This window comes from Thalassobacterium sedimentorum (assembly GCF_031127905.1).
GTDB lineage: Bacteria > Verrucomicrobiota > Verrucomicrobiia > Opitutales > Coraliomargaritaceae > Thalassobacterium > Thalassobacterium sedimentorum.
Map to the genome: position 1 here is coordinate 16,345 of NZ_JARXIC010000019.1, position 19,533 is coordinate 35,877.

1 protein-coding gene is annotated in these 19,533 nt (G+C 53.2%); it reads right to left on the reverse strand.

The genetic code is table 11. The features are described 5' to 3' along the window. Positions 1-2 precede the first annotated feature (2 nt). Positions 3-19,391, reverse strand: a complete 19,389-nt coding sequence (locus QEH59_RS12040) for a beta strand repeat-containing protein (RefSeq protein ID WP_308985625.1) — start codon at positions 19,389-19,391, stop codon at positions 3-5. Positions 19,392-19,533: the final 142 nt, after the last annotated feature.

Here is a 19,533-nt window from a genome sequence, read left to right on the forward strand (position 1 = left end):
TTCTACTGAAAGGTGCCACTAACAAAGAGGTAGTCATCGCCAGCCAAGCGTTCGACTAGAACGCCATTAATGGTAGCGGAATCTACATCCAGCAACAGATTGATTGAATTGTTCAACGTGATCACTGGTCCAAGTGCTCCACGGAAGTTAATGGTGCTCGTGCCAGTGGCCGTATTGCGGACAATGAGGCCTTGGGCACTATTGATGTTCGTCGTACCTGTCAGATTCTCAATGTAGTTCACGACTAAGAGATCGCGTGCCGCTAAGTTCAGCGTACCGCTATTCACCAGAATAGAGGAACCAGCATACATCTGTAGTCCACCGCTCGCCACATTCAAACTCACTGAACCGAAGCCCGCCTGCTCGACGTCACTTTGGAGGTCCAAATTATGCCCAGTAACAAGCAGGGAAATGTTGCCCACTCCACCTGAACGAATGGTTAAGCCATGATTCACAAGATTCGTGACCACATTGCTCCCTGAAGGACGAAACTCGAAATTCAGATTGCCAGCGTCCGTAACAGCAGAGAATTCAAGCGAAGCGGTGACAATCGCACCTCCAGCCGCGCCCTCAGCGCCGGTGGCCAGTTCAAGCTGTATTCCCTGATCTCCAGCAACAAGCAGCGGGATATCTGCAATGCTCGCAGTGGTGGTTAGGCCCCCGTCGAGAATTTCAAGTTCAATGCCTCCTTCGCCTATGATGGCTCCGCCCAATGTCAGACTGCCATTGTCGACTGTCAAAGTGACTTCACCAGTCGAGTCAGTCAGGACAATGCCATCGGCGGTAACTTCAGAGGCGCCACGAATGATCGCATTAAAGTCGCCTGATTCAACTAAAGCAGTCAATTGTGCTGCGCTCAAACTGAGCCCTGCACCAAGTCCGGCGGCCCCCACATCTAGATCCAACAGTCCATTGCCAGCGACAAAGACTGGCTCAACTCCAGTTAGCGCAAACTGGAGGCCTCCCAATGCGAGAAAGAGATCCCCGTCCGTGTTGATCAAACGTGTTCCTAAAGTGACCGTTCCGTTCGAACGAAGGATGAAGTTACCATCGACATTGACTTCGCCATTGACTGAAGACAGCGATGAAGCCGTGCCTTGATCGAGCAACAAGACAAAGGAATCGCCATCAACTGCATCTTTCAGACGCAAGCCATAGCGACCAATTTCAAGATCATTCAGTTCCACCAAATTGGCGGTGCCTGAGGCTTGAGCATCTAGGGTGGTCGCATCTGTCACGATGGAGCGTCCCGTCGCACCCAGGTTTCCACCTGCTAGTAATTGAACCGTATCGGCAGTCAATAAGTGCTGATCCGTTCCAACGCCAGCCGCCATCACATTGGCATTGCCGCGGATTGAAATCAGTCCATCTGCAAGCATCACGGGCAAGGTTAATTCACCGCCAACCGTCATCTCAATATCGCCCTGAGCCGCACGAAGCACCACACCTGCGGGCAAGGTCACAGCGCCCGAAACACGCAACTCAATCGAACGCTGTAATGATTCAATCAGAGGCGTCTGCGATGAGTATCCGGCATCCACCTCTAAGGATTGAGCGGTCAACTGCACATCCCCATTCGCGGTAATGTAATCGCCGAGCAACAAGGCACCATTCACCCGAATCACTGCGGATCCTGTGCCAAGCGTGAGTCCGCCCGTCAAGTTAAGGTCCCCCGCGGAGAGGTTAAGTTGCAAACTGCCTGAATTGTTCAGATCTAACTGATCCACACGAGTCGTGCCAAATAGCATCAGGTAGGCGGAACCAGCGGTGACATTCTCAACTGTCAAAACTGGAGTTTCCACTGTTATATTATAGCTTGAACCACTCGCACCAATGCCGTCATCAGCGATGATCATCGCAGTTGTAGTGGCTAGAACATTACGTGTACTGCCCGCCGCACTCAACAGCTGAGCCCCCGAATGAATCTCTACATTGCTACCAGATACATTCCCCAAAATAAGGTCTGCTCCTGAATCAATTGCGACAAGCGTACCCGACACAGTAGATGTGCCGGTCATATCCCAGGCAGCTGTTGTTGAAATTGAAACATCGCCACTGGTCGCGATCGCTGCCGCCAGCGCGCCAGCGCCCTCGATATCCAGTGTGATCGAACCACTGCCTGAAGTGATATCTGCAGCAGCATCCAAATCACCGTCAATCGTCAATAAGACATTACCAGTGCCCCCCGAAGTGATCGCCCCCTCGGTCGCGCTTAAATTCAAGTCACCGGTAAGCGTCCGAATGTCAATCAACCCACCCTCAGTCGTCACGATGCCAGCGAGTGCCACGTCTTCAACCACTTCCGTGCTTAGATCCGTAAGTAAACGATGCAATGTCACCTCAACGCTTCCGACTGTGGTATCATCGATCAATCTCAAGTGCACCGAAGAAGCCGCGATCGCAAGTAGGTCTACTTCTGCAATAAAGTCGCGTTCTAAAGTGCCGACATTGGTAGCGGTTTCAATGCGCAGGCTGTTGGCAAGCACCGCTGTAACCACTGTGGCCGCACGGCGAATACCTCCACTGTCGGAAACTAAAGAAACGACAGCGCCTGTGGTCACACCCAAGGTTATGTTATCGGCGGCATGAATACCAATGTTAGCATTGGCAGCTGTAATCGTCGCATTGCCCGACATGGTGAAAGCACCGTTGGCTGATTCAAGCAGAATCGAGTCATTTGTATCACTGACCAAGGCACTCGCGAGTCCTAGGTTAATCGCATTTTCAGCCTGTAGCGTGATCAGACCGCTGCCGCTATTTAAGAGCCCCGTTAACTGCAACGCGTCCGCCGAACGTAGTAAGACCGAACCGCTTCCATCTGCAATCACATTGGGCGCTGAGATGCTGCCTGCTAATGTTTCCAAAACGATGGAACCATCATTCAATGCGGTCAAATGGTTGAGCGCAGCATCCGTGACAATCGTATTGCCCGCATTGGCTCCAAACTCATTCACTGATGTTGTCACTGAAGCAACTGTGACAGCGTTTTGAGCGGTCAGAAAGATTCCATCATTCTGCGAATGGGCAGCTAAGGTCACCACATCCAAGGTCAAGTAACGAGACACCACACCAAGCCCACCGAGTGAGGAAACCCGCAGTGTATCTGCGCTCACATTCAAGCTAGAACCTGCGGCATTGACGATAGAAGCGCCCGCGACGAGTGAAACTGTATCGGCAATCACGTTACCAAGCGTCACACCCGCAGCAGCATCGAGACGTAAAGTCGAATCAGTGGCACTGATCGTAGCCGTGCCCTCCATCAAAATCGCATCGCTCGTCGACTGCAGACTGACATCCGCCGCACTCTGAATATTCACGTCAGCATCCAAGGTCAGTTGATCTTCAGCGAGCACTGTAATCAAGCCAGTGTTCGAAAGAACATCCGCATTGGCGATTAAAGAACCAGCCGCTTGTAAATAAATACGTCCGGAACCATCGGCCACCACCGCAGTATTGTTCGCAGAAAGATTGTCACCACCGACTTGGCTGACCGAAGTGCTGCCGTCATTGAGTGTGAGATCCCCCGCATTCAGGACCAGAATGATGTCACCATCTTCCAGAGTAACGAGATCGGACTGTGCCGCATCCACAACCGTCTGCGTGCCCGCAGTCGCAGTGAATTCAGTCGTAACGACACGGACCGAAGCAACAGTCGTGCTGGAGGCGTCCGTTAGGAAGAGACCGCCCACGCTCGAAAGCGCCGAGAGCACGCCAGTATTTGTGCGTAAATGGTTGCTGGCAGAACCAATCGATTCAGCGGCAGTCAAACGCAAGCCTTCACTCGCGAAGACTTCGGTGCTGGTTGCACTGTCATTTAATATCGCGCCCGAGGTCGATTGCAGCGCAACCGAAGCTCCTGAAACCTGGCCGACGGTCAAATCAGTTTCAGCCACCAGCCGAACCGAACCGGCACCCGCAACTGAAGCAGTCGCAGCAAAGGTCAATGCGCCCTGCTCCGATTCGATGGACACATGGCCTGCTCCAGTCGTCGCGATAGCAACGTTGTCATTGATATCTAAGGATTCCGCAGCACGCAGCGTTAAGTGACCGGTGGTCGCAAGGATCGACGCATTGGCGATCAACTGGCCATCTAATGCCTGTAGTAAGAGACCATCCGAACCACCCGCTTGCACGGCAATGGTATCAGCGTCACGTCCGTCAGCAGCGGTCTGATCAACCAGTGCACTGCCATCGTCCAAAGTCAAATCACCGGATTCAACCACGATTACAATCGCGCCCCCCGCAGTCACATCTGACTGCGCAGCGTCCATAACCGTTTGAGTATTGCCACTGGTATCAAGGCCAGCCGTTGCCACACGGACAGATGTTACAGTGATAGCTGAGCTTTCGGTAATGAAGATGCCCGCATCCGTGGCCGCTGCGCTAAGCTGAGCCACATCAGTCAGTAGATGACGATCTGCCGCACCGATCGCATTCTGAGCAAGTATTCGTAAGGAATCCGCGGTGACGTTAATGCTGCTAAACTGCGCACTCACCAAATCGCCCGCCTCAGAAATCAAAGAGACTGCCTCGGCGGAAAGTTGTCCGATGGTCGCGTTGCCTTGCGCACTCACACGCAGATTCCCAGTGCCCGCAGCGATGGTAGCCGTGGCTGGCATGGTCACTTGACCTGTAAATGCACCGAGTGAAATGTCGCCGCCATTGGTTGCCACATTCACACTCGCAAGTGTCAGGTCATTGCCTGCGATGAGTGATATATCACCCGTGCCCGATCGGACCGCAGAGTTGACCTCTAAGTCGCTCGCAACACCGATCAGGATGGAACCACTTCCATCAGCGACGACCACTGCACTGTCACTGTTGCCATCATTTAAAATGATGCTGCCTGTTTCCGACAGCAAAACGATATCACCATTGCCTCCCGAACGCAGATCGGACTGTGCCGCATCCGTTTGAGTGGCTGTCGTGGCAGTCGAGGAGACTCGATTGGTCGCAACTGAGACCGAAGTCACCGTTAAGTCGTCCGCCTCTGAAATAAAGACACTACCGTTCAGAGCATTCGCAGAAAGTTCTCTCACAGCAATTGCCAAGTGGCGATTACCAGCACCAATGCCAGCGCCTGCATTCAGGCGTAAACGACTTGCGGCAAGATTGTCAGAACTGCCAGACGCGGCCAAGATATTGGCATCTGAAAGAACGGAAATAGCAACTCCAGTCACACGCCCCAGTGTGATATCGCCTGTAGCTGCCAGACGAACATTTGCACCCGCACTAGTTATAGTCGTAGCGGTTTGAGTTAAACCCCCTGCACCGGCATCGAGATAAATATCCGCGCTAGCTCCGGTAAGTATGGAAACGCCGGAGTCGATGCTTAGACCGTCACCAGCGAGTAGTGTAACATGCCCCGTGCCCGATTGCACATTCGCATCCACCGTCAAGGCGTTGGCAGCTTCAATACGAATGCGGCCAGCACTTGCAGCCACGACAGGCGCGCCCGTCGCGATTTCCAATGCACCCGCTGTCGAGACTAAGACGATCGACCCGTCCACGGCAGTGGTCAGTCCCGCTAACGATGTGCCCGCAAGTAACGAAGTGCTGCTGTCGGCATTGACTTCGGAGACCAAGACGGTGACATCAGCGCTGACGATCGCGTCATTACTTTCAAGCAGGAAGATACCGTCCGCCCGCGTGCTGGCAGCCAGCGTGGCCACGTCAGTTTGCAAAGCCGCCGTTGCGCTGGCGATGCCCGTATCGGCGACAAGGCGAAGGTTGGTTGCAGTGACATTCGTCCCCGAACCTGCGGCCCGTAGAATCGAGCCCGTCACGGATTCGATGGCAACAGAGCTTGCTTCAAGCAGCCCCACAGTGACACTGCCCTGCGCCTCGAGTAAAGCCGAAGATCCCGTCGCACGCACCACTGCGGCGCTTCCCATCGTAATAGCACCAGCGGTGGATTGAACGAAGGCCGTGCCCGAGCTGCCAGTGCCGACGGTCGATCCCGCAGCCAAGCTGATGGCGTTGACCGCACGCAGGGTCAAGTGTCCCGAAGTGGACAAGACGCTTGCGTTGGCCGTCAAATTATTTGCAGCCGAGAGCAGCACATTGCCAGCGCCGTGCGCGATTACTGAAGCACCATTGAGATCGCCGCCTTCATTCAAAGTGAGCGAGCCAGATGTGGTGCGCAGAACAATCGAGGCCGAATCAGAAAGAGTCGTCAGATCACTCAGTGTGAGATCCGACTCACTGACTAAGCTGCCAGTGGCAGTGACTCGAGCTGTGCTCACAAGCACCGAGCCCACTGTGACTCCCACAGAGTTCACGAGATGAATGCCTTCCGCGCCAGCGATGGCGGCGATGCGGCCAACTTGAGTGCGGAAACTTTCAGCTGTCGTTGGAACTAAAGTACCGACACCGCCGTTCGAAGAGTGATCCGCCTGCAACAGCAAGTAGCTAGCGATCACCTCTTGATCGAATGCAGTCGAACCCGCGCCTCGAATGTGTCCCGTGGCGCTCACAAGTGCGGCACGCCCTTCAGTCATCACACCGCCAAGAAGAAGGTTTCCGCTCGCATTGAGCACGACATTCCCCGTCGAAGCGACAAAGCGAGAATCCGCTGCTGCCAATAAATCTCCCTCAGTTGAGAGGTGAATTTGCCCGACGCCGCCGGTGGAAATTTCAATGCCGGCGGCCAATGAAAAATCGTTACCAGACAGCAAAGTAATCGCGCCCTCAGCACTCAAGACCTCGTCAGAAACAATGAGCTCATCTGGCGTATCCAGAAGAATACGCCCGGTGCCCGCAGCACGAACAGCATGTCCACTAAGCACCGAAAGGTCGCCAGCGGCTAAAGTAATAATTACCGCGCCATTGCTGCCGCCCGTTGCGATGCCGGAGAGTTCCGCCAGCGGTGTAGAAGTTAGCTCCCCATCTGCACTCACCAACGCAGTCGTCGCTTCAGTGGCACCGATCTCCAAACCATCGACTTCAAGTAAGTAGAGCGAACCGTTTGTCGTTTGCGCCGCAAGCGTCGCCACATCTGTATCCAAGGCATTGGTGGAAGCACCCACATTGCCATAGGCATTCAGACGTAATGTCGCCGCAGTGACATTTGTGCGAGTCGCTTCGTTATCTGTAATTGAATTAGCCGTGGATGTCAGAGCGACCTGCCCCGCAGTTTCAATGCCGGCGACTGCAATCAATCCCGTGGTATTGACTACGATGTCTCCAAGCGCCGCTTGCAAAGTCGAGCCCGTTGCCATGCTCAAACCGCCCGCCGTAGACAGCACTGTCAATGTGCCGGCTAGCTCTGTGGCGACCGTTGTATCCGATGCCAGCGATACACCTGCAGTTCCTTGTATAGTAAGTGAACCACCCGCGGCTTCAATATCGCCATTGATTGTCACGGTAGCACCTGAAGCATTCGCTTCCAGTAAGAGATCGCCAGTATCACTGATACGAATGGTCGCACGATCAGGAGATTCCTCCAGAGCGGCCATCGCGGTAATACTGCCCGCCGCAAGCAGTGTCACACTGCCACCTCCAAGTGAGTTGATACCGAAGAGCGCGTCTGTTTCGTCCAAGGCCACCGAGGCTTGGCCATCCAGGTCCAATTGGTTCACCCAGCCAGTCGTCAAGCCGAGTTCCACTGCATTGGCTTCCGACAATGCAAGCGGCCCGCTTGTGATTTGAGCTGACAGGCGATTCGCGGAAATCTCCAGCGGATTGTAAGTCGCCGCACCTAACAAACCAGCCCCCGTCCCTGCTTCCAGCTGCAGACGATCGGCAATCAAATCAACCGCGGCATTGCCACCATCGAGAATCGCACCTGTGGTCTTTAAGTGCACGTAGCCCAAAGCGGCATCAATAGAAGCCAGCGTCAACGAGCCTGTAACATCGATACCGATGTTACCAGAATTCGCACGAATGAAGCTGCCCTCATCCATCAGCAGATCCGCACCGGTGCGGATAAAAATATCGCCCGTCTGAGCGCGCACACTTGAAATAGTGGCATCATCTGCCTCTGGCGCCGATTCAGCGACAGAAATCCAGTGCGCCCCTCCATCAATTTCCAAAGTGATATCACCATCGAGACTACGAATGGCCGCATAGGCCTCTAAGGAGCTCGCTCCTAGGAAGATGCGCCCAGTTCCATTGGTGCCGATCGCACGTGCGTCGTCATCCCCATCTTGCAAGATGAGATGACCACCGAATTGTAAGAGTAAATCGCCCCCCGCCGAGGAGCTGATGTCCGACTGATTCGCGACCGTACGAACTGTTTCCACAGCCGTCTCACCGATACTAGAAACTGTATCCACAGTCACGGAAATGCGATCTACTTCAACGGCTCCAACCGAATTCAAGCGAATCCCATCAACAGCTGCAGCAGTCAGCGTGACCACATCCACGCCGAGTGGATCGGCTACCGAAGCAATGGCAGCACCAGAAGAGAGACGCAGCGCATCCGCCACAACTTGGGTCGCAGACGCTGTGCTCAAGCGACTAATTGCGCCGCCGGCGGTTAGTGCCAAATCACCCGAGCCTGCATTGATCGAATGCAGAATGATCGCACCGCTGGCATTCAGAATCGCATCTTGATTACTCGTCGACAAAGTCGAAGTCGAAGCTTGGCTGAAGTCCCCACTCGTTTCGATCAGCACCGTGCCGGCATCGCTGAGGGTAAAATCACCATTGAGTGTGAGCGAATCAAGCGAGGTAAAATGAGCCGATCCAGTGCTCACCTGAGTATCGCCATCTAAGAGCATGGTGCCTACAGCTGAGATCAGCGCGTTGCCAGCAATTTGAACGGTAAGATCCCCCGCGAGTGGCTCAAAAGTCAGTGCACCACGCCCGCGCAAGACTGCATTGCCGGCATCCGTGCGGAATTGTGCGCTCATCCACGTGTCAAAGTCGATGCTGCCATCAGCTTTTGCATAATCGACAGCAACCGTGGTTTCACCCACCGACAGATCATTCAGCGAATCAATCGCTAGCACGCCATCCTGTGCATGCGCCGTCATACGATCAACCTCGATAATCAAGGCGTCCTCCACAGTGCTCAAAGCACCAATCGCACTCCCCGCAGAGAATTGTAAATTCCCAGCGCGCACATTGGTGCGCCCATCATTCGCAGAGCGAAGGACCGATCCATTTGCAGAGGCGATATAGACTCCAGCCATCAAGCTCAACACTTGCGCCACTTCGACGTCATCCGAAGCCAGGAGTGCAACATCGCCACCGCCTGCAGATAAGGTGATCTCGGAAGCCATGGCTAGAGTGGCGCCCGAATCGATCAATACATCCCCACCATCACTGGTAAGGTCTGCCTGCAAGGTGACACCAGACACAGCATTCAGTGTTAAAGCACCACCGCCTATAGTGATTGTTGCCAGTGCATCCGTCAAAATACGGGCATCCGAGTCCACTAAGAAGCTGCCCGTGCCTGTCTGTAGAGCCGCTCCTGTAAAGTGAACATCTCCATTTTCACTGATCAAGACTGAGCGCCCCGCAGTGGCTGATTGAGTCAATGAGTTAATCACCAGATCCGCGCCCGGTTCCGTCTCAGTGACCACGACGTCACCGGTTGCACCGGCGTTGTTTAGACTCAAAGTGCCAGACTGAATACGAATGGCATCTGCGATCTCGCCGATACCAGTTTCTGCATTCAGTGTAACGTGTCCGCTGGTGGCAACATTGGTGCCTGCTATGCTACGCACATTAGTGATCGCAGCACCGCTGATTAGAGCAATATCGCCACCGTCCGTAGAGACAACCGATGTGACTTCAATTGCGGCAGCCGCAGTGTATGTAATGTCTCCGGTATCGCTGGTGGTAGTCGCCGTGCCACTCATCAGAATCGCACCTGTAAGACTGCTAACAGAGAGTGTATCCACCGTCGCGACCGTGCCCGATTGGCGTATTTCCTGATCTGCAGTCAGTGTAAACACGTTCGCATTCGAAGCCCCCGCAAGAACAGCTTCATTTCCAGCAAATAGGCGAATCGTTTCCGCGGCAAAACTAGCCAGCGCAGTTTGCGTAATCGTATCCCCGGAATCAATTGAAACAGTCGTCGCTCCCGATGCAGTGATGGCACCATTGACCCAAACCGTATCTGCAGCATCAACTGCGAAATCAGCTTCTGTAAGGCTCAGCCCAGCACCGTCGATCTCGACAGCACCATTGGTTTCAAAGCGAATCGACTCGGCAGAAGCTTCAAGCATGCCTGTGTTCACTCGTAGCAGCGACGCATCATACACCTTAAGTAGAGGCGATTCGAGCGAGGCATTATTAATAAAGGCACCTGCAAGATCGAGGTCGATCCCATCAATTGCATGAATGTATGATGTGGCAGCATCAAAGCGAAGGTCACCACCGTCAGTGGTTGTGACAGTCACTGCACCCGTTTGAGAGGTCACCCGCGCGAGCAAGCTCATATCGCCGGTAGCCGTGATACTGATAGAGCCTTCGTTACCGGTGGCTGAAACTGCGCTCAAATCACCTGCAGTCTCCGATTCAATGGCGGCGATGTTGACAATCTCAAACGGCAATTCGGAATGTGCATCGAGGAAGTCCTGTAACGCTCTGAATGTGGTCGTGGCATCCGCAAAGCGCACCTGTAGTAAGCGTAATCCATCGGCTTCAAAGAGCTTGACCGCAGCGGTCCCCGCATCCAGCGATGCATCGAGAGCGTAAGAGACTTGAATGTCGTTGTTAATCACACCGCCAAGTGTTGAAGCCAGTTGCACTTCGATGCCGTTGGGTAATACCGTGGACAAAGTCGCGACAATTGGATCCGCACCATTCACAAAGGGCTGTAACTGATTCGCAAAAGTGCCGGAACCATCGGATGCATTCGCAAGCGTTGCACTGACTGGAACCGAAGCGCTATTAATTGCGGCGACCAAGGTATTGGCTGTGGTCACGCCTGACTGCACATTTAAAATGAGCGAACGCGATGCACTTATGTAACTAGCAACGGCCGAACCATCGTCGATCGAACCATCGTCGACAATATAAACACGGATGTTCTGGAGTAAGGTCGAATCGGAGTCCGCGACTAATTCAAAGTCATTATCATCTCCATAGGCATCGACTACAGCACGTGCCACACTCCCCGTGCCGCCCGTAGTCGTAGAATAAGTGACTAATTGAATGCCGCCAAATCCTGTGGTATCGGCTGGCAATGAAGCTGTAAACGGAATGCTAGCAGCATTCGGACCGAGGTTAATTGCCGTTAAAATACCACCTGCGGTCGCAAAGTCCGGGTTAATACGGATTTCGAGAATAGCATCCGTATCATTGTAACTGGCACTCGCGGAGCCTGGCACAATCGCAGCGTCACTGATCAGCACAACTTCGATACCATTCTGATTATCGCCTGGCTCATCGGCTGTAACGATAAAGTCATTATTCGTGCCGACCATCGCAACCGTAACGGAAGCATTCACTGCCACAGAACCACCTCGCAAAGCGAAATGGCTGGCTTGAATCGTGCCTGTGCCATTATTTGCGGTCGTCAATTCGGGAGTCAAGGAGGCGGTGAAGGTGCCTTCAGCATTCAGCGCAGCCACCACTTCAGCAGCAGATGTCACCGCACTGTCGATATAGATCGACATGATATTTGTAACATCGTCGAAGCTAGCATTCACCCCATCGACACTAACTGAACCGTCATCGATAAAGCGGAAGTTGATTCCGTTATAAAGAGGTCCCGCGACATTTGATACAACCGTGATATCATTATGCGTGCCCACCGCACGGATCGTCGCCTGCGCGGATAAGTTCGACACCATCAATACGGAGGCATCTCCGATCACGTCATCCGCATCCGACGGGTTCAAAGAACCACTAAACTCTGCAACGAATGGAGTGCCACCAGCTTCAGCGAGGTTGATCGCATCAATAATTTCACCCGCAGTCGTGTATCCAAAATTTATATACACATCCAACGCCCCAGTCGACTCATCCCACGCAACAAATGCTGAGTCAGTCGCTTCGGTTAAATGTCCACCGGGGCCATCATCCAAAAGTCGGAACACGAAATCGTTGGCCGCGGCACCTGGATCCGTGGAGGTCACGCGGATCGCATACAATGCGTCGGCAGGCTGGATCTCAGCGTAGGCAGCAATCGGATCCGCTCCAATCGCAGTCGTGCCAGCATTGTATGAAACAATGCCCTCATCCGCGCCGTGGCCGGCGTAGAAAGCATTCTCAGCGGAAGTGCCAACAGCAAAGACAGCAGACCCATCGCTGGGTCCTGTCACTGAAACAGCTGTGCCGGCAAAGTCGACATCGGCATTAATTGCATCTATAATTTGGGCAACAGTGGAGACTTCATTTTGAACAAACACACGTAACACACCACTGGTTGCGTTGTAGGCAGTGGAAGGTGGATTGCCGTCACGCAGGTCTGGTGTGTTGATGTCCTCAGACGCATCGATAGTATCACCGCTGTCACGAATGATCTCGAATAGGACGCTGACATCATTTCCGTCAGGGCCCGCCGCATCCATCAAAAGTGCAAATTCAAACTCAGAGCCTGGATAGACTTGAATCACTGATTTGACAGGGTCCACTGTGACCGCGCCATCATTATCAAACTGAATCGCCCCACTAAACTGGGTTTGTAGCCCGCCCTGAAATCCAGAGAACGCGACATTCGGCGTGCTATCAGCATCGTAAGAAGTCACCGCAAACCCTAGATTCGTGACACGCACGTCTCCGGTATTGTTCAGGTAAATCCCTGCGGCCCCCGCAGAGGCAGATACCTGAGCAACTGCGGTCGTCATTACAGAGGCTTCCGTGCCAACCGCATGGCCTGCTGTAAGTATGAGATCTGATGCATTCACACGCAGTGGACCGCCTGCGATACCAGCGAGAATCGAATCTTTAGCAACCAGGGCGACTGCAGCAGTCGTGACGATTTCACCTGCGATCGTCACAGAACTGTCAGAGTCCACCAAGAGTGAGCCCGAGAGCAAATCCAGGGCAGCACCAGCGTTGAGAGTGAAATCATCCCCCGCGGACACTGAAAGGTCACCGCCATTTGATATAAAGTCAGCTACGCTGGTAAATTCAACTGCACCGTCCGCTCGCAGGGTGGCATCGCCGCCAGCAAGATTCAAGATGCCGTCCCAAGTCTGGCCAGCCGATGCTTGCCAGAGCACTGGCAGTGGTTCAGTCACTGCCACGGCAGCGGATGCGCCCGCCGAGCTGACATGGAGATCACCGTCGATAGTTGCGAAAAGTCCTTCTCCAAGCAAAACACCAAGGTCGAGGATGCTATTGAGAACCAAGGTATCCCCGCTCTGCTCATGCAGCACTGCAGGTAATGCCCCCAGCGGGCCCACTGCTGTGGTATTCACCGTCACGGAGTCTAGCAAGAGAGACTGTGCGTTATCAAAAGCAAGCGTCCCCTGCTCCACTGTGCCTGCCAGCACCGCAACATCTAAGCTCAAGCGTTGCGCTGGAGTCCCCATGGAACCGATACCGTCAAGCAGCAAGCCATGCGCTGTAATCGCAGCGACCATAGGCTCTGCATAGCCCATCACCGCACCAGTCGATTCCAGGGCGACATTGCCTGGAGTCGTCACTGAGAAAAGAGTAATCTCAGTGCCTGCAAAGAGTGAAATATCCTCGGCCGCTTCAATGCTGCCATCGGTCAATTGAGTCAAGGCTGCGCCTGCGCGTAGCACAAGTTCCGCTGCGGAGTCGATCGCAACCCCGCCTGTGTTAGGCCCCACTGTAATCGCGTCGTCGGAGAGAATAGAAATGGTGCCCGCAGTACTCGAAATCAAACCGTTGGTCGCAAAGGACTCAGCTGAACTAACATAGATACCGCCAGTATCTGTGGTCGCCGCTAAAGTGCCGAGCAGAACGGATAGTGTCTGACGCTCACCGGATTCAATGCCGACGCCAGTGGATGCGTTTAAAGTCAATTGCCCTGCGGTCTCAAAATCGACCTCACTTTCGCTGGGATCGACATCAATGATCGAGCCAGTCGCAGAGGTCGCCGTAATCGCGCCCAGAACCGAGCTAACGTGCGCCACTGAAATACTGTTCCCTGCGTCTAAGGTGATGGATCCATTCACATTATGAATATGTGAAGCGCTGCCCATCGTCAGCGCACCCGCGACCTCTAGCAATATTTCGCCGGCTCCAGTCGTGGTGATGACACGCTCCGCTGCAACATCCAGATCGCCCCCGTTGGTGACGGTCAGCGTCAAACTGCCTTCGCCCAGAATCGATAGGTCACTTTGCGGGGCAATACTCACGTCTGTTTCTATAAACAACGAATTGAAGCGAGTCACAGAAGTCGATGTGGTATCAACCAGTAGCGTGCCGTCATTGGACAAGTTATATACCGCGCCTGTCCCCGCCGACAAGCTGATGGCATTGACATCTATCAAGAGCGCATCCGTGCTGCCATTCGCCCCCGCCACCGAATCACCAGCGACGAGCGCCAGTGTATCCGCACTTAGGATCAAGCGTGTATTCACACCGCCCGCAGCGGCTAAAATTGACCCGTTGCTTGCCCGTAGGCCAAGCGCAGCTTGCGTCGCAACCGCCCCGAGAGTAATATCCTGCGCTGCATCAAAAAGAATTGAACCATTCACAGCAGTCACCTGGCTCCCCGCAGCGGCCAAAATGGAAGTATTATCGGAAATTGCTAAGATCTCGCCGTTACCATTGGTGCTCACATGGGCAGCGTCCCCCAATACGAAATCATTCGTGGCGGCCAAAGAAAGCGCGCCCCCCGAAGTAGTAATGGCCTCTTTGATCGTTAACGTATCTGCGATCAAAACAATGCGCCCCGCACCACTGGTCACAATAGAGTCCTCTGCTGTTAGATTATCCGTAGAGGTCAATAGCACATCCCCACCGCCGTTATTCAGAATCCCTGTCAGCGTTGCGATAACGGGTCCATCGACAATCGAACCATCCGCCGTCAACACATCCGCTGTCAAGGCAGCCACCTCAGTCACTGTCACATCTGCAACGCTCTCAATCACGATCACTCCAGCATCGGATTCCGCTGCAAGTGAGACGACATTGATCTCAATCGCACGCTCGGCACCCGCGTCAGGCAATTGCCCAATGGTTGTGCCTGCATTCATTTGTAGGCTACGGCCCACTATGTTAACCGATACGCGATCGCTATGATCTTGAATAAATCCTGCTGCTTGCAGAGCCACATCGCCCCAGGCATCTCGATCCGATGCGCCCGTCACACTGGCATTCAAAATACCAAGCGTGAGATCGCCCGCAACATCCACCGAGACTGCGCCACCTTCGGTGAGAACTGCAGCATCAACTGCCATCGTCAAGTCAGCAAGCGATGCAAAAGATACATCGCCCCCGTTTGACTCAAGTTCAACCCCATCAGTCACCTGAATGGTGTCCACTGCAAGAAAAGTTAATGGCCCGCCCTCGCTATGCATCGCCCCATCAACGGTAAGCGAACCTGCAACATCCAGCAATACCCCCGCATTGGAAGCGGATTGAATACCGTTTGAAGTGATGGTGGTATCGCCACCCAATACGGTGAAGGCAACATAGTCCCCAGCAAAATCAGACTGATTGTCGATGGCCACTCCCACTTCAGAGACCTGGTCATCTTGCTGTAGGTGCACGATACCGCTGCCGGTATTTATCGCATCCACCTGATTGACGCTAAGTTGGAAAGGATTGAGCGCTTCACCGATTCCCGACTGTGTGTTGAGCGTCAAGACATTCCCAACCACATGTGCATCGACCACTGCCGCCGTAAAGTCAGGCAAGGCATTGAGCGCCGCTAATACATCTGAGTGCGTAGCTGTTCCCGCCAAGGCATAAATGGTATAATCGTCGCCATCCGAAAGAATACGAACTGGTTGCTGCGACGTCAGTGCGACATCATCCCCATCGGCAAGAGCCCCAATCAGACGGAATGTCGGTCCCGAATCCGCAACTGTGCCCGTGTGATCACTCACGCGCAGGCTTACACCGTCCACGTCTAAATAGCCAGCGGCAGGCACGCCCTCACGCCCACCATTCAGCTCAGTCGTCGCAATCTCTAGTACCGCCGCAGCATTGCCGCGAATCACGTTGGCCGAAATGCCCGCGCCTGCTGTTGCGATCGACGTCGTCAGATCAGCCAGCGTGGTCTCACCGGCAACGTAACGAATCGTCAAAATGCCATCGGTCGCATTCCAATCGGCACTGGTTCCTAGCTCCGAATCACCGACAAAATAAACAGTCACATCATTCAGCGCACTACTCGCAGAATCTCCAATGACCTCCAACACGCCATCCGCGAAAGCAAACTCGCCGACCGCACTTGCGGGGGTCGAACCACCGGTAATGCTAGCGCTTTCAAGACCAAGAATTTGCGTGCCGGTGCCGGTGCCAAGCGTCGCCGATAGATCTGCATCGGTCGTACTGTTAATTAAATTACGTAAGGCTCCAACTGAAGTGACACCCGCTACGTAATGAAGCGTCAGTAAGTTCGCAGCCGCATCCCAATCAGCGGAAGCCACACCAACACCATCCGCAGCAAAAAGAATGCGTGTAGCGTTCGCATCCACTCCAGGAGTCAACGCACTCACATCTAAGCGCGTGCTCCCGAAATCGTAAGAGCCAGTCGCCGCTGTCAAAGGTGATGCCGAACCCGCCGCCAAAGTAATCGCAGGCAGTTCTAAAAGAGTGGATGTGCCCGCTGTAATGGAGGCATCAAAATCCGCCAAGCTATCAATGACTGCAACTAAGTCTGCATGAGTGGCCTCGCCTGGCAAAGCATACAGCGTGTAAACACCATCGGCATACACACTACGCACAGGAGTGCCTGAGGGCTCTTCAGAAGCAACCACTCGGAAGATCGATCCATTGAAAGTATCAGTCGGTGCACTCGAGTTGAGTGTGATCGTCACCCCCTGCAAAATCCATTCAGCCGATGCTTGAGTGCCATCATAACCGCCACTCAATACGACACGGGGCAAATCCAATAGTGAATCGCGATCCGTCTGGCTAAAGCCAGTAATCGCACCTTCCACATCGAGTTGTACCGAACCTAGAGTGCCAGCCAAAATTCGATCGACCTCTAAATCGCCGCCGAAGACTTCAACTGCGACGGTATTATCAGTCGCATCGGTCTCGGACTCAAGTAGATCGATCACAGTGTCTCCACCCGAACTGAGACGGATCAATCCGTTCGCGGTAACCCCACGAATGACGTGTAACTGGTCGAGCTCATCAATCTGAATATCCCCCTCGACGGTGGAATGAGCGGTCACAGTCTCTACATCCGTCAAAACGGTAATCGACTGCCCAGCCACCATGTTCAGATCGCGAGCTTCAATAAAGCCGTAGGAATTTGCTTGGTTAATAATCGAACCAGCGGTCGCCGTCAGTTGAATCGTTGAACCTTCATTCGTATCGGCAGGATCCTCATTATCAATTAACAAGGAAGCTCCATTAGAAAACTGAATATCTCCGGTATGAGCTAGCAGAGTCAACAAACTGGACTGCCAGACATTGTTCACCTGCTCATTGCTGACACGTATTTGCGTACCCGTGACACTGATCAATCCACTGTCAGCTTCGACCAACAGACTAGTCTGGGCATTGAAACTACCATTGACCAAGAAAGAACCACCGTGAACTGCTAAGGCATCTAAGAATGAAGCATTCCCAATCCGAACTGCATTGGTCGAGGTCGTGCCGGTCTGATGATAGCCAATTGTAATCAGTGCGAAGTCATCCGCGATGGCGGCAATGTCAGTGCTTGTCAGTTGAAATGTGCCCGTGCCACCGATCGGATTACCGATATCCATCGAGACAGAGGCTGCGGTAGGACGTAAGAACAGCTGCGAAATACCATTTCCATTTGTATCTAAAGCACCAATAATACTGCTGGTGCCACCTTCAAAATCCACGTCGTCGGCCACCAAATTCATGTCCCCCTGCAACAAGGTGACCGTGTCTAGAAAGCGAATTCTTTGCTGGGTGACGAGGTCGACGGTATTCGCCTGCAGCGAGGCTCGGAAAATCGTTTCACTCGCTCCCACAGTTTGCTGCAAGGCACCGATAATCTCAGCACTACCTGTAATCTCAAAATCATTGGCTGAATGTATAATCAGGTCACCATTGGCCAGATTCACGTCGCCTTTAAACCAAACCTTACCAGAGGTCGCAAATGGATCAACGGTGATTTCGAAGTTTTGAAAGGCCGACTCAACATCGCCACCGAAGGACACATTGTTCGTGGTGTTCACGATAAAATCACCGCCTGTGGTCAGTAACAAATTCGAGGAAGTCGCTCCAAACGATGAGCTGCCAGTGCCCTCTAGCTGCTCAAAAGATTCCAGGATGATGTTTCCTTCAAAGGTCACGTCATGCGCATTCACAATGACGATTCGACCTAAGGTCTCCAAGGTGCCCACGCCGCCCTGAATCAAGATATCTCCCGTGCTACCAGCATTCAGGTAGAGTGTGCCGCCATTGCCGACTTCTGTTCCCAAGATATCCCCACTAATGAGAATATCGCCTCCCTCAGGATTCGCCCCACCGTTGGTAGTATCAAAATAAATGGTGTTATCGCCAAATTCGTTCCCACTGTTTTCAACATAAACGAGATTCAAGGAATCGTTCACCAGGATTTCGTTACCAGAAGTAATGGTATCCGCGCTGGAGTTTTGAGTCTGCCCTGAGCCTTCATAACTCAAGATGCCCCCGCTGTGATCGATCTGACTAAGGATGTAAAACTCTCCACCATCTTCTGGTGAACGTAGCAATAGATTCCCCTGATAGGCCAAGCCATCCACTGTGACATCGTGCGCCCCATTTGCTAAACCAATGACTAAAGATTCCAAACCAGCCGCCGCCAGGTAATCCATTTCACCGCTGTTCAGCGAAAAACCTGCATCTTCAAAGCCAAGCGCCATCGTGGCCTCAATCAAACGTGGTGCCAGCACTAGACTTGCCTCCGCTCTGGCAGATTGCGTCGCTAACACGCTCAGTTCATCCGCCAATACCGTATTATCCCCCACCCACTCGGCTGCGCCAATGAAAATACTCTTCGCCGAGAGCTCAACATTTTCAAGTAGCGTGCCATCTGAAATATGTATGATATCTGCGTGAATGACGGATCCGGCTTCAAGGTGACCACTTAAAAATACCTCATTTACAGGTATTAATGGAGCGGTTTCTGAGAATAAATCTCCCGTCTCAGCGGCCGCTGCCGATTCTTCAGTATTTGCGCGAGTCGCACTGGTCGTACCACTCTTGTCCCCGCTCCCATCGACGTTGGAATTTGGGTCCAATATCAGCACAGAATCAGCAAAGATGGGTTCATCTATGTTCTGCGCATCACCATAGACGGGCACCGCCGAGAGTAAGATCCGTGACTCGAGACCTTCCAGGTGAAAATTGGGTGTAGATTTATTGGAAGAACTCATCTGAAGAAGGAGACGAAATTGGTAAGCTTAAGTAGTCTACAGCTAGAATGAAACAGACGTAAACAGATTGTAAAAGCATTCACGTTATAATTAGAAGACAAAAAGATTTCGCTAATGAATTTCTCTTATGTAAAATTAGTGG

Excerpts from the sequence above, each read along its gene's own strand:
- QEH59_RS12040 (WP_308985625.1), bottom strand. The coding sequence starts at position 19,391 with ATGAGTTCTTCCAATAAATCTACACCCAATTTTCACCTGGAAGGTCTC.